This is a genomic window from Clostridium sp. HBUAS56010 (assembly GCF_007115105.1).
GTDB lineage: Bacteria > Bacillota > Clostridia > Lachnospirales > Lachnospiraceae > Lacrimispora.
On record NZ_SULJ01000002.1, the window covers coordinates 138,351 to 153,353 of the forward strand.

Below are 15,003 nucleotides of genomic sequence, written 5' to 3' on the forward strand. Positions count from 1 at the left end.
CTCCTCTCTGATCAATACAAAAAACCCCGTCCTAATAAAAGGACGAGGTTGAAATCCCGTGTTACCACCTTTTTTCATAAACAGTTCACACTGTTTATCTTTTTGAGTACCTGATCTGATACTCTAGCACAATAACGGGTGCAGGAATCCGTCACAGCCTACTTGGCATCTGCCGTTGGGTGTGAAGCTCAAAGATGTATTCACAATCCGAGTTCCACGCGCCTCTCATCAACCGGCTGCTTTCTGTGTGGTTCTTCGTACTGCTACTTGTTCTTATCAATGCTTTTCATGGTATTATGAAGTTATAAATTAGTATATGGATTTTTCGCAGGTTTGTCAAGGGCAAACCTGCGAAAAACCAAAAACTGCTGTTACTGCCTGATCCATGCTCCGTTTTTATCCACCTGGTATCCATCTGGTGTGACTGTATCCATAAGACACTCTCCCTTTTCGTTGAGATAATACCAGTGTTCTTTTACATAAATCCAGCCAACTGCTCTTGCGCCGTCAAGGTGTGCATAGTACCAGATTCCATTGATTAAGAACCAGCCTTTCTGCATGGCTCCGCTTTCATCCATATAATACCAGATTCCGTTTACCTGATTCCAGCCAGTTACTATATATCCATTCTCTGCCAGATAATACCAGATTCCGTTCTTTTTCACCCAGTCTGCCTTCACTTCTGTTCCATTGCTCTTTTTAAAGCGCCAGCCAGAAGAATCTTTCTGCCAGTCACCAGGGGTATCCGGGGTCTGAGGTGCTGACGGAATACCGTAATCCCGGTCAGAATCACTGTCTCTTTCTGTTGGTTCTGGTTTTACCGGTTCTGGGTTTGGTTCCGGTTCTGGAATGTCAATTCCCGGCAGGACCGCTCCTGCACCAGATTTTTCCAGCATACTGCCTTTTGCCGGACGAAGGAAATTGCCAAACATGATGATTCCATTTTCCCGGTAGAAACTTTCTGCCGGATTTAAGGAAATAAAGTTTTCCGGTCCTGCTGCATTGGTTCCATTCTGATAAAAATAGTTATTCTCTAGAACTTTTGCCGCAATCTTATCATCGTACACTTTTTTCAGCGAAGCACTGTAGCCGTCCGTCCGGTAAGAAACGTTATTTCTTGCAGTTCCATCGGCGGTCAGATTGCCCTCTGCATCCTTTTTATAAGGACTGGGACGCATGATGAAGTTAAAACGAACATTGTCAAAGGAAGTATTATTCTCAATCAGCAATTCTCCCGGATTAAAGTTATCTGTGATTCCATCCAGATTATTATGGAATGCAATGCTGTTTCTTAAAATATGAGGTACTTCTCTGCCCTCTCCCCCCATCTTAAATCCATTATTTCCATTGTTGTATGCAATACAGTTCTCAATAATGGTTCTGCCGTTTGGTCCGTCAGCCAGGGTGTTATAGGTATCCCAGCCATCGTCTGCATTATCATGGGATACACAGTTTAAGAACTTGTTATCGTCTCCGGAACAGGACTTCGCCGCAAACCCATCCGCATTGATCCTTGAGCCGTCAATATTGTTAAATGATTCACAGTTCTCCACCAGATTGTAAGAAGGCCATAATGTACGGCTGCCCCGTTTCTTTGTAATGGTAAGTCCTGCATCACTGGAAGTATGATGGATCAGAGTGTCTTTTAACACATTGTGGCTTCCGTGAATCATCACTCCTCTGCTTCCTTCGATCTGCTTCCCATCCACATCAAGACCTGTCACATCCCAGTAATCCGAATCCAGAACAAAGATCTTTCCATTACCGGTGACTTTTACCGCTCCCTGTGCCTTTAAAGCTTTCCGTCCGGACTCATTGCCAGAGGAAGTAAGAGGAATGGTAAAGGAATCATAAGTCCCCTCTGCCATATAAATCGTTCCTCCTGGCACCAGACGTTTTATGGCACCCTCTATGGACATGGGATCTTCTTTTGTTCCAGAAGCTTCCTCACCTCCTTTTGGAGACACATAGAGATCGGTTCCATAATCTTCTCTTATAACCTTAAAGGTTTCTGTCTGCTCCCTTCCAGCTGCTGCGCCTTCTGATGGAACAAATTTCAATTCAAATTGTGCTTCATTTTCTTCAACAACTGCCGGATGAGTGAACTGAACTCCTGCTGTAACCGGCTTTCCAGATACCAGTATTTTGCCATTCTGGCTGACAGTCATGGTTCCGGACTGATTCGTCAGCGCCTGTATGGTATAGGAAGAGTCATTGCTATAAGACGAAGAAGCCACATATACAGATCCGTTTTCACGATCCGGTGCCACATAAGCCGGTGATTCGTCCGGTGTTACCACATCAGACAGTTCCAGTGAAATATTCCTTACTGCCACTCTGGCATTTCTCGCTGCGAAAAAGCCTACATACATGGTTTCCTCATCCAGATGGGACACAATATTAGGGGTTACATTTGTGTCTTTAAACGTATAAAAAGAAACTACATTCCCCTGGTCATCCAGATATTCCATAAAGAAGCCCTGGTCTGTCCGCATCAGTTTCAGTTTTAATTCCGTTCCATAAAAATTAGAAATATAAGGAGCATCCGCAGGCGCATATTTTTTATCTGCTTTGGATACGGACTGAGCAAACGTGGAGGTTGTTTTTACTGATTTTAAGTTTCCAGCCGGGCTGTTTACCCCGTAGCGGGCTGCTGCCAGAAGATTCAAATCCGCATTTAACCCTTTGGAAGCTGCCTGAATACTCAGCATTACCATGTTGGAAGCTGCCGGATATTCTTCATACCCTTCTTCCAGAGGGTCTTTTCTCGGGCTTCCAACCACATCACGAACCATAAGTCCAGCACCTTCCTGGAGATTTGCCTTAGAGCCTTCCTCCGGTCCAAGCTGCTCTACCGTAACATCTGCAGTCAGAGAGAAATTCTTGCTGGTAGGAACTTCTGTGTAATAAAAAGTCAGTCCGTCGTGGCCTGCCTGCAGTTTTCCGCCTCTTGATTCAATTACCACATCTTCCACTGGTTTTCCCTCTAAATTAAGGGGAATCTCAGAATCAATCGGCCAGGTGTAGTTAACCCCCACTTTGTCTGGCAGAATGTTGGATTTAAAATTCAAATCCGTAGACTGCCCGAAAGCAGAAGACCTCCAGAGCTGTTCTCCCATTGACCGGTCCCAGGTAATTTCTGGTCCGCTATTAGTCCAGTGGTAAGGTCCGCTTCCATTTTTTGCTTTCCACCAGTTGTCTGCTGCTTCAACCCGGAATGTATGAGGAATGGTTAAATCCAGATCCGTTATCAAAAAGGACATATCCGTTGTTGTATAAGTCCCATTTACATGATTGAAGTAATCTCCTTCTGTTGTATAAAGAGGTTTGCCATCAACATAAATCCGATAAGCATAGATTCCGGATTCATCTGCAGGCTTTTTCCAGCTCAGCCGCACAGAATCCCCTTCCAGACTTGCCTTTAATGGGTTGGAGCCCCATTCTGGTGCATGGAAATCATAGTTTGCTGTGGTTTTTACGGTTACTTCCTCGTATCCGTAACATTCCCCTCCATCGGTAAACGCTTCCAATGCTACTTCATTTTCATTTTCCAGCATCCGTCCCACAGTGATGGAGATGTCCTCTGCATCTGGTTTTGTTAACTGATAATTATATACCGTTGTTGTCAGTTCTCCGTTTACATAAGCCCGGTATCCACGAACCCTTGGATCAGCAGCTTTGGCTGACTTAAACTTGGCAGTTCCCCAGGTATAGCCGGTTCCGGATACGCTTACCTTATCGCTTGAAGGTTCCTTAATTTCTTTGGAGTCTCCAGTAGATGTCACAAAATCATATCTGGGTCCAGCAATCCGGTTCCCTGGTCCATCCACTGCATACACCACAAATACATAGGAAGTATCGGAGGACAGCCCTTTTAACTCAACGGTTGTAGAGGGATCTGGTTTTGTTACATCAACCAACTGATCATCTACATAAGTCTCTACAATATAACCGGTAACCTTTCCTTTTCCGTATATCTGCTCTCCGTCTGTAGCTGCCGGCCATTTTAATGTTACACGATGTTCTCCCCCCGCTCTTTCCGCCTCTGAGGCACTGGCAAGATTTGGCGTATTCTCCGGCCATACAGGTTTTGCCATGGCATCATAGGAGTTCACCGACTGGGTTGTGGTTCCTGTAAACATTAAGTCATTGCTGGAGTTAATAGTTCCCCAGGCTTTATAGCCGGTTGCCGCCCCGTCATCTTCCTCCTTTTCAATTCCAGTCCAGTTCATAACCACATTGTGGAAGGTTACATTGGAAGCCCCATTAATAATTTCTGAGGAAGATGATAATTTCTTATTAATGTTTGTAAATGTAATGTCCTGGAAATACAGATCGTGGTGATTATGCCAGGTCTTATGGGGATTTTCATAACCTACATCCGCCATAATATCCAGGGTATTCTTTGTCACTGTATCAGCCGTAATATTATAGGCACTGATATTGCTGAATTCTGCGGGTTTATCCGCCGGTTCCACAGAAGTGGACTGATTGGCATCGCTATAGGTGGTGTTAAAGGTAAATACCTTTTCTGAATCTCCAACAGCACAATCACGAATCAGAACATTGTATACCCCTCCTCCATTTGCCGGTGCACTTTTGAAACGGAAAGGCATATCGCTGTGGTTTAATACATTATCCTCCACCAGCATATCGCCGATTCCTGCTCCTGTATGGCTTCCTGCCGCAATGGCTCCTCCATGACATTCTCTTAAGAAGTTATTAAATGTCCAGATTCCGCTGGAAGGCTTCTGCTCGGTGTCCTGCACTCCTTTTCCCATACCGGTTGCGAAATTAATTGCATCATCTCCCGTATCAAAAAAGTTGTTATAGACCATGGCATTTTGCGTATTGCCAAGCTCAATTCCATCTGCGTTATTTGCATCGTATGTAATATATTTTACATTCTCTGATACCACATTTTCGCTGTCTAAGACTGCAATGGTGTGCATGGCAGGGTTTTCTGCTGTAATTCCCTCAATATATACCCCATTTACGTTTCTTAATACAATCAGATTCGGTCTTGTGGAATAGGCGCCAGTTTCATTGAGTCCCTTTGCCCTTCCGTTGTCATAGGCATTCTTTGCAAGAATTCCCAGATTTGTTGCACTTCCGCTCTTTCCGGCAACCCAGCGTTTCAGTGCATACTTTTTTAGATCTCCCTGTTTCCAGTCCGGATCTCCGCTTTGTCTCTCCTGGTGATGAACTCCATATCCATCTCCAGCCACATCACCTTTTGTTCCATACTTCCATCCGTTTCCATAGACAGTTCCTTTTCCCACGATACGGATATTCTCAAAACCTCCGTTTTCGTCTGCACTGTATGTATTAATCAGCGCCCAGGATCTGGTATCTGTGGAATAGGGATACAAAAGATAGTTCTGGTCGTAATGGTTCACATCGGGTGAACCGAAAAGCACAGCGCCTTCTTCCAGTTCCAATGTCATATTGCTCTTTAAATACAGCGCACCTGACATGTAGATTCCTTCCGGAATCACCACTTTTCCGCCTTCGCTGCAATCGTCAATGGCTGCCTGGATCGCTTCTGTGTTGGCTCTGACAAAAGCTTCCTGCTCCTCATTAAGAGAGACAAATCCTTCTTCTACCGCTTTTGCACCGTACTCCCTGATGTCAAATATTTCCGGAGCTTTAGCTGTAGAGCAGGTAATTGATGCGCTTTCTCCCAGTTCATTGCCGGAAGAGTCAACGGCTATGACAGAAAACGTATAACTGGTATCTGGCTTTAATCCATCTGCACGGAATGTATGGATGTCCACCTTTACCATGTCAATGGACTTACTCTCATAGTAGTCATAAAAGGACTTCATATAAGTGTCTGCCCAGTCCGCATGTCTGGCAAAATTACTTCTTGCATCCCCGATTTTTTCCCCACCCAGGTACACATTGTAATTCGCCACACTCTCATAATTCTCCGGTTTCTCCCATACCAGAGTAAGAGATGTGTCATCATAAGCAAGGGTTGGAACTCTTAACCCGGTAACGTCCTGACTTCCCCTTGTCCGGTCAAACCGGGGTTCCGCCTCTAAAATTCCCGTTGCCTGAGACGGGCTTGCCAGGTTGTCTAAGGATACCACCACCTGGGATGAGGCTTTCTCATCCCCCTGGGATATCACAGCCTGGGATGGCGTTGCCTGAGATGGCGTTGCCACACTCCCCTTCTCCTTTGCTTGTCCCATGAGCTGTTCTGCATAAGCTGCCCCTCCCTGAGGCATCATAACCGGAAGCAGCATGGTTGCCGCTAGAAAGAGTGCTAATGCTTTTCTGCTTCGTTTCAAGATAACTTTCATTCTGGTTCCCTCCCAAATTATTGTGAAAGCACTTACACGTCTATTCTACAAGCTGCCATGGAATTATTCAACCAAAGTTTGAAATATGCTTAATTTTTATTGAATTATTACATTTCTTTTTATTAATTATCACTATTATTTTATTATTTTTTATTAACTTAATGTCTATTTTAACAAAATAATTCTTTAATTTTCAGAAGTATTTTTGTGCATATTTTACCAACTCATATAAGTATAAAATAGTTAGCATCGAATAACCAGACCAGCTAAACAATCTTTAAGGCATCATGAAAGACCACATTAAGATTCCATAATTATAATAAATATAATTCAATTATAATGGAGGAATACTATGATTGATCAAATCTTAAAGTACAATGATACTTTTGTGAACAGCGGCTTTTATAAGCACTTTTCATCCAACAAATACCCGAAGAAAAGGCTGGCTATTATTACCTGTATGGACACCCGTCTGGTAGAGCTTCTTCCGGCTGCACTGGGTGTACATAGCGGAGACGTAAAACTGATTAAGACCGCCGGAAGCGTAATTATAAATCCTTACGACAGCACCATCCGCAGCCTTCTGATTGCTATTTTAGAATTTGGTGTGGAAGAAGTCATGGTGATCGGACATACAGACTGTCTGTCCGCCACCATATCTTCGGAAACTCTGATTACCCACCTGGTTCAAAGGGGCATTGAGCGGGATACCATACAAAAGCTGAAAGAGGAAGGCTTTGATCTGGATTCCTGGCTTCAGGGAATGGACAGCATCAAAACTGCAGTAAAGCAATCGGTCACCTTGATAAAAGACCATCCTCTCATTCCAAACAATGTGATCATACAGGGATTTATCATGGATATTTCCTGCGGAAGATTATCTCCCGTATCATAAAAAAAAGGTTCCATATCCAGGACGGATACGGAACCTTTTTTCACAATTATTTTATTCTTAGGATTTTTATTTATTTTTCTTCTTTTGGTGCAGTCATCTTCAACAGCACCTGGGAAATCACATAGAGCAGGATCATAACAATGAAAATACCGCCCATTCCAACTCCCATTAATTCCAATGCCTTTGCTAAAATATCTGACATCATTTCCTCCATTCCCCCTTACGGGACAGCGCAGTTACATGTGAAAGAAGTTCCTTTTACATGAAGAAAGAAAGTAAAAGTCCACCAGCCACTACTGACGCAATCTGACCGGACACGTTGGCACCGGCTGCGTGCATCAGAATAAAGTTCTGCGGGTCTTCTTTAGTTGCCATCTTCTGAATGACACGGCTGCTCATTGGGAATGCAGAAATACCGGCAGCTCCCACCATTGGGTTGATCTTCTCTTTGCGGAATACATTTAAAATCTTTGCAAAGATAACACCGCCTGCGGTATCGAACACAAAACCTAACAGACCAAAAGCAATAATTAACAGAGTCTTGAAATTCAAGAACTCATCTGCTGTCATCTTTAAGGAGATCGTAAGTCCAAGTAAAATACTGATAATATTAACCAGCTCATTCTGTGCAGAATCACTTAACCGGTCTAATACACCACATTCTCTTAAAAGGTTGCCGAACATCAGAAATCCAATCAATGGAAGGGACATCGGTGCAGCAAAACCAGCTACAAAAGTAATAATTAACGGAAAGAGAATCTTTGCTGTCTTTGATACATTCTTTGGTTCATATTTCATATGAATCTTACGTTCTTTTTCCGTTGTCAGTGCCTTAATGACAGGCGGCTGGATGATCGGTACCAGAGCCATGTAAGAATACGCCGCAACCGTAATCGGTCCCAGGAGATTCTGCGCCAGTTTACCAGCCACAAAAATGCTGGTAGGACCATCTGCTGCTGCGATAATACCCATGGAAGCAGCTTCTGGAAGGCTTAAATCTGTAAAGCATACGATAATAACAATCGTAGCAAAAATACCGAACTGCGCAGCAGCACCAAACAACATCATAAAAGGGTTTTGCAGTAACGGACCAAAATCAATCATCGCTCCAATTCCGATAAAAATAAGAAGCGGAAAAAGTTCAGTCGATATTCCGGCATCAAAAAGCACATTCAGTACTCCTTCAACTCCGGTGCTTTGCTGTGTAATAATACCGGACAACGGGAAATTAACCAAAATCGTGCCCAGTCCCATGGGGACCAAAAGTGTCGGCTCATACTCTTTTTTGATCCCCAGATACATGAGGGCGCAGCCAATCAGCATCATCACTGCCTGCTGCCATGTAAACGAGAGTAGCCCTTCTAATAATATGCTCATGTTTGTCTCCAATCTCAATCTGCCTGTAATTTCTTTAAATAAATAATGGACAAGCTCCAGTAATTGCCGCAACACCAATGAAAATTACGAAAATTCCCAGTGCCCATTTTGCGGATTCCTTCTGCCACTCGCCCATCTCAAGTCCTGTCATGTTCAACAGAAGATAGATGAAAGCTACCAGCGGGCTCAATAAATGGAATGCCTGACCTAATAAAGATGCTACTGTCATGTTGAGAGCCGTGTAGCCATACTTTGCTCCAGCCTCAGCAAAAACCGGTAAAATACCATAATAGTAAGCATCATTTGATAAGAAGAAGGTACCGGGTGCGGAAACCACTGCAGTAACAAGTCCCCACCATCTTCCAAGAGAAGAAGGAAGTGCACTTACCATGCTGTGTGCCAGCGCATCGCTCATACCTGTATTTCCGAATAAACCGGAAAACATACCTGCACCAATAACCAGAATAACTACCTGTAACGCATCGCCTGCATTATCCTGAATACGGTTTTTCTGTTCCTTGATCTGTCTGTAGTTTACCATAAGACCAATTACTAATGCAACCAGGAATAAAAAAGAGGATGGAAGTTTGTCCGTAACCAAAAGAGCAACCGTTCCAATGGTTAAAATGGCATTGAACCAGATCAGTTTTGGACGTTTTAATGCTTCCGCTTCCGGATCAGACTGGGTGGTCTGTGCCAGTTCGGCTGCGGAAAGTTTCTGAATTCCAACTCTTTTTCTCTCTTTAAGACCAAGGTAGGCTGCAACACACAGCATGTAAATAATGGAAATAACCATACCTGGCGCAAGAGCTGCAAGCACCGGACCGCCTTCCACTTCCATAACCGCCATCGCACGGGCAGTTGGTCCGCCCCACGGAAGCAGGTTCATGATGGTATTCATAAGAATGACCAGAACACCAAGATAAAGCATCTTTAAGTTGAGCTTTTTATAAATCGGAATGAAAGCAGTACAGCAGATCAGAGTGGTTGTGGTGCCATCACCGTTTAAAGAAACGGCTGCAGCCACAATTGCAGTTCCCACTAAAACCTTAACCGGATCTCCCCCTGCAATCCGGATAACTGTGTTGACAATCGGGTCAAAAAGTCCAGCATTCAGCATAATGGAGAAGAATAGTATTGCAAAGAGCAGCATGAATGCGGTTTTGGAACTCTTTACCAGACCGTCCTGGGACATCTTACCAAGAGCTACGATCTGATCCATAATGGACAAAGAATCTGCAGCATCTTTTTCAAGATATTTGGCAATTGGTTCCTTCATTGTGCCGGTGAACACACCGACAATGGAAAACACCAGCGGGACACTGATCAGTGCCGTAAACGGGTGCAGCCTTTTGGTCATGACTAATCCAAGAAAAACGATTATCATGAGCCATGCTAAGATAGTAATCATAAAAATGATCCCCCTTTTAATATTGATGCTTAAAGTATCATGTAATCATATTAAACGGACTATCTTAAGGGGCAATAAAAACATACTTAAAAAATTTTAAGATTTCTTTCTTTTCATTAATTTTAAAATCTCCATAATTGGAATAATCGATACGGCAATCAGCACAGCCACCACATATTCCTTAAAGGAAATATACTCAAAAGAAAAAGCTTCTCTTAAAAACGGTACATAAATCACAGCCGTTGTCAAAAGAAAAGAACAGCACAGGGAAACCGTTAAAAAGACATTTCTTGTTCTCAGTCTGAAAATGGAATCTGTCCTGGACCTCATATTAAAGGAATGGAACATCTCAAGCAGGGACAGGGACAAGAATGCCATGGTCATGCCATCCGCACTTTCTGCAATCTCCCACACACCACTTTCCATATAATGTCCGATAAAGTAAGCCGCTAACGTCAGCAGTGCAATTACAAATCCCTGAAACAGAGTCTCCCTGCCAACCCCATCGGAAAAGATTCCGTCCTTGGGATTTCTTGGTTTTCTCTTCATAATATCGGCTTCTTCTGCTTCCATTCCAAGTCCAATGGCAGGAAAACAATCTGTAATTAAATTGATCCACAACAGATGAACCGGTTTTAAGATGGTAAATCCAAGGAGACTGGCAACAAACACGGAAATCACCTCTGCCAGATTGGAGGACAGAAGAAACTGAATGGCTTTTCTAATGTTGTCATAGATCCGCCGTCCTTCTGCAACTGCTGATACAATGGTCGCAAAGTTATCATCAGCAAGAACCATATCTGCCACGTCCTTTGTTACATCAGTTCCCGTAATTCCCATTCCCACACCAATATCCGCTTCTTTAATGGAAGGAGCATCATTGACTCCATCCCCAGTCATTGCAGTGACTTTAGAAAGCTTTTTCCAGGTTTTTACAATCCGCACCTTATGCTCCGGCTGTACTCTGGCATAAACGGAGTAATTCTGAATGGTTTCCAAAAGCTCCTCATCGCTGATCTTAGAAAGCTCCGCACCGGTAATTGCCATATGGTCGCCTTCCAGGATACCAAGTTCTTTTGCAATGGCAACGGCTGTATCCCTGTGATCTCCAGTGATCATAATCGGGCGGATTCCTGCTTCCTGACACTCTTTGATTGCTGCCTTTACCTCAGGACGAACCGGATCAATCATGCCGGAAAGGCCTAAATACACCAGATCCTGTTCCAGTACCTCCGGCTCATAGGAAGATGGTTTTTCTTCCCACGTTCTCATGGCACCGCAGAGCACCCGAAGCGCTTTGTCCGCCATGGATTTATTGGATTCCAGAATACCTTTTCGGATATCCTCTGTCATTTCCACTTCTGCTCCGCCTATATATGCCTTGCTGCATCGTTTTAACACTTCATCCGGTGCACCCTTGGTGAACTGAACCAGTGTGCCATCCTCTTTTTTATGAACGGTGGACATCATCTTTCTTACAGAATCAAAAGGCGCCTCTCCAATTCGCACATAACGTTTCTTTAAATCATTCTTGGAAAGACCCTGCTTAAATCCATCGTTAACCAAAGCACATTCGGTAGGTTCGCCTACTGCTTCTTTCTTATCCGGGTCAAGTTCCGCATCGGAACAGAGAGTCATCGCTGTTATGAGCATGGACTCGTTATCAGAGGCATGTTCCACCACCGTCATCTTATTCTGGGTAAGGGTTCCTGTCTTGTCCGAACAGATAATCTGGGTACAGCCAAGGGTTTCCACGGCTGTCAGCTTTCTGATAATAGCCTGTTTTCTGGACATCTTGGTAACACCAATGGATAAGAGAATGGTAACAACCGCAGCCAGTCCTTCAGGAATTGCTGCCACTGCCAGTGATACGGCAACCATGAAGGTATCAATTAATTCCCTTAAATGTATTCCCTGTCCCGAAAAACCAAGTCTTGCAAGATCAATGGCAAACATGAGGGCGCAGATTACAAGGACCAGTATGGAAAGAATCTTTGATAACTGGTTTAATTTAATCTGAAGAGGTGTTTCTTCATCTTTTGCTGCATTCAGCGCATCAGCAATATGACCGATCTCTGTGTCCATTCCGGTATGGCAGACCACAGCCTTTCCTCTTCCATAGACAATGGTAGAACCGGTGTATACCATATTCTTGCGGTCAGCCAAAGCTACCTCTGCCCCGTCTTTTCCCACTACAGACGCTGTCTTTGATACAGACAAAGACTCACCGGTTAATGCTGCTTCCTCTGCTTTCAGACTGGCAGACTCTAAAATTCTTGCATCAGCCGGAACAGAATCACCAGCCTCTAATAATATAACATCACCAGGAACCAGCTCTTCCGAACGAACGGTAAGATGTCTTTCATGGCGGATGACTTTTGAAGTAGCGGCAGCCATCTCCTGCAGAGATTCAATGGCAGACTCTGCTTTTGATTCCTGATAAACTCCAAGAATGGCATTAATGACAACCACAAAAAGGATGATAACGGTATCAATCATGCTTTCCCCTACATAAAGAGAGGTTGCGCCGGAAATAAACGCTGCAGCAATCAGAATAATAGTCATAAAATTCCCAAGTTCTTTCAAAAACTTGTGGAACAGACTTTCTTTTTTTCCTTCCGTCAACTTATTAGGACCATATCTGGTCCGTCTTTCCTCTACCTGTAATTCAGAAAGTCCCTGGTGGGATGACCCCAACTGACTTAAGACTTCCTCTGATTCCATTAAATATTCTTTTTGCATCTCATTCTCCTATTGGGACATTATTTATATACTCTCATTAATATACAATCTTTCTACAGATTTTGTCAATAAGTACCATCTATTCCATCCCTTCCAGGCAATTTTTGACCGCTTTTAAAATGGCAGAATCAGATACCGGTTTATCAATGTAATCATCAATAATCCTGCGCTGTTTTGCTTCCACTATTTCTTTTGTCACCCGGTCTGCCATAATTATGCGGATCAATTGGGGATACGTTCCTTTTAGGGACATACAGAAATTCGTTCCGCTTTTCCCTGCAACGTACTGTTCGGTCACAACCGCATCAATTTCCTGTTCTTTTAAAGTTTTCCTTGCTTCTTTAAAATCCATACACGAGAATATGGTTACTTTTAATTTGCTGAAATTCCGTTCCAGTAGTTTCAGCACTTTCGGATTGTCATCTATAATAAGAAGTTTTAAAGTTTCACTGCTTTTTGCACCTGCGGACGAAACCACTTCCTGCTTATGTTCACTGACCGGAAGAAAGATATGGAATACGCTTCCCTCTCCTACACTGCTTTCCGCAAATATACTGCCTTTGTGGGAATGAATGATCTGTTCTACAAGAGACAGTCCCAGTCCGGTTCCTGCACCATTTTTCTTTGTTGTAAAAAATGGGTCAAAAATCTGCTTCAATACCGCTTCATTCATTCCGCCCCCATTGTCCGAAATATCAATCCGGATATAGGAACTCCACTCTCCTGATGCGGATATTTGCTTAAACTGCTCTAAATCAGAAGAACTGACCTTGCTTGCCCTGATTTGTATTTTTCCTTCTGCATGGCCGATGGCATGAATGGCATTGACGCAGATATTTAAAATCACCTGGTTCATCTGGGTTTCATTACCCAGGAAACATTCATTGTTTAAAAACAGCTCCTCCTCCACCTGTACGTTGGTGGGGCAGACTGAATTCACCATTTTGATGGCACGTCGTAGTACTTTTACCGCATGAATGGATTTATATGCAGTCTCCATATTCTTGCGGCTGAGGGAAGATATCTGCTGAATGATCTCTTTCGCCTTTACAGAGGCTTCATAAATCTCCATGGCATTTTCATACCCTTCTGATTCGTCTGCTAAATCCAGCATTAAAAGCTCTGAATATCCCATAATTGGTGTCAGCAGATTGTTAAATTCATGGGCAATTCCTCCAGTCATGGTACCCATAATCTGAAGTCTCTGCTGATGGGCAATGGTTTCTTCGCTCTGGTGCATCTCCTCTAATATCTTGTTCAGTTCCAGAAGGTATGCGATTTCCTCCCGGTCCTTTCTCTTTTGCAGCCATAAAGCTCCAATATAAAATACCATTCCCAAAACTCCTGCAACAATTCCAAGAGAAACCAGACCCAGCTTAAAAAATCCGGATGCAACCGGAATATAAATATCATTATAGTCAATCACTGCACTGACAACCAGAAATCCTCTTCCGATAAATGCGGGAGAAAACGCACTGATTTTTTTCACCTCAGGCACACCGGGCTCTTCCCACCAGTAGGAATAGTATTCAGCAACCCCTGTCTCTCCCCGGTTCTGCCTTGCAATCATCTTTTCCAGACTGGTCAAGTCTGTCTCCGGGAACATCAGCTTACGCCCTGATATAACATTGATTCCCCACTGGCTTTTCTGGGGATGGACCAAAATCATTCCTTCGGCATCTTTGATCACCACATAACCATTGGTTCCAAGCCGGATATTGGACACAAGGGAGTCATAATAGCTTTTTGTATTGATTACAATGGAAACCGCATTTCCGTCAGGAAGCTCCTTTCGAATCAGCAGATACATCTCTCCATTTTCCAGCCTGCACTGGCGGAAACTCATCTCTTCATCAATTCCCGTAATGGAATACACCTGTTTCACCGCATACCCATGACGGCTTTTTAAGAGATTGCCGTTTCTGTCTTCTAAAATGGCATCGTATACATATCGGGTATGGTACGTGACATATTCCTCCAGAGTGTTCCAGCTTTTCGTTCCTGTTTTTTTGTAATTTTCCTCTTCCATGGCACAAAGGGAATTGATATCAGCCTGATATCCCTCAATAAATGCCTTTAAGTTATCTCCCATGCTCTGGGTTGTTAAAAGCATCTGTTTTTTCTGATTGTCTATAATTGCATCTTTGTACTCTTTCCATATACCAAACACAAGAAAAGAAAAAATAATCAACACGATTGCCATCATAAAGGATAAAAATGCAGCTCTGTATTTTCTGATTTCTATTAAAATGTTCATGAATGCCTCTTTG

General features: G+C 43.3%; 7 protein-coding genes and 1 other annotated feature. Of the genes, 1 reads left to right on the plus strand and 6 read right to left on the minus strand.

Annotation, left to right across the window (positions count from 1 at the left end):
* Positions 1-35: 35 nt before the first annotated feature.
* Positions 36-289 (minus strand) — a binding site (T-box leader).
* Between the two features lie 82 nt (positions 290-371).
* Complete coding sequence (locus FAY33_RS05225; protein ID WP_143319724.1) at positions 372-6,308, minus strand: glycosyl hydrolase family 28 protein; 5,937 nt, start codon at positions 6,306-6,308, stop codon at positions 372-374.
* A 352-nt stretch (positions 6,309-6,660) separates the two neighbouring features.
* On the opposite strand from FAY33_RS05225, the gene FAY33_RS05230 reads away from it, so the two are divergent.
* Complete coding sequence (locus tag FAY33_RS05230) at positions 6,661-7,203, plus strand: carbonic anhydrase (RefSeq protein WP_143319725.1); 543 nt, start codon at positions 6,661-6,663, stop codon at positions 7,201-7,203.
* A 70-nt stretch (positions 7,204-7,273) separates the two neighbouring features.
* On the opposite strand, the gene FAY33_RS20045 is transcribed toward FAY33_RS05230, so the two are convergent.
* The 5 genes from FAY33_RS20045 to FAY33_RS05250 form a co-directional block, all read right to left on the minus strand.
* Positions 7,274-7,408, minus strand: coding sequence for an OadG-related small transporter subunit (locus FAY33_RS20045; RefSeq protein WP_279231734.1), 135 nt, complete (start codon positions 7,406-7,408; stop codon positions 7,274-7,276).
* Positions 7,409-7,461: 53 nt separating this feature from the next.
* Positions 7,462-8,580, minus strand: a complete 1,119-nt coding sequence (locus tag FAY33_RS05235; protein WP_143319726.1) for a sodium ion-translocating decarboxylase subunit beta — start codon at positions 8,578-8,580, stop codon at positions 7,462-7,464.
* Positions 8,581-8,614: 34 nt separating this feature from the next.
* Positions 8,615-9,991 (minus strand): citrate:proton symporter, encoded by a 1,377-nt coding sequence (locus FAY33_RS05240; RefSeq protein WP_143319727.1) that lies wholly within the window; start codon positions 9,989-9,991, stop codon positions 8,615-8,617.
* 96 nt (positions 9,992-10,087) lie between these two features.
* On the minus strand, positions 10,088-12,733 hold the full coding sequence (locus tag FAY33_RS05245) for a calcium-translocating P-type ATPase, PMCA-type (RefSeq protein WP_143319728.1): 2,646 nt from the start codon (positions 12,731-12,733) through the stop codon (positions 10,088-10,090).
* Positions 12,734-12,812: 79 nt separating this feature from the next.
* Positions 12,813-14,990, minus strand: a complete 2,178-nt coding sequence (locus tag FAY33_RS05250) for an ATP-binding protein (RefSeq protein ID WP_143319729.1) — start codon at positions 14,988-14,990, stop codon at positions 12,813-12,815.
* Between the last annotated feature and the right edge of the window lie 13 nt (positions 14,991-15,003).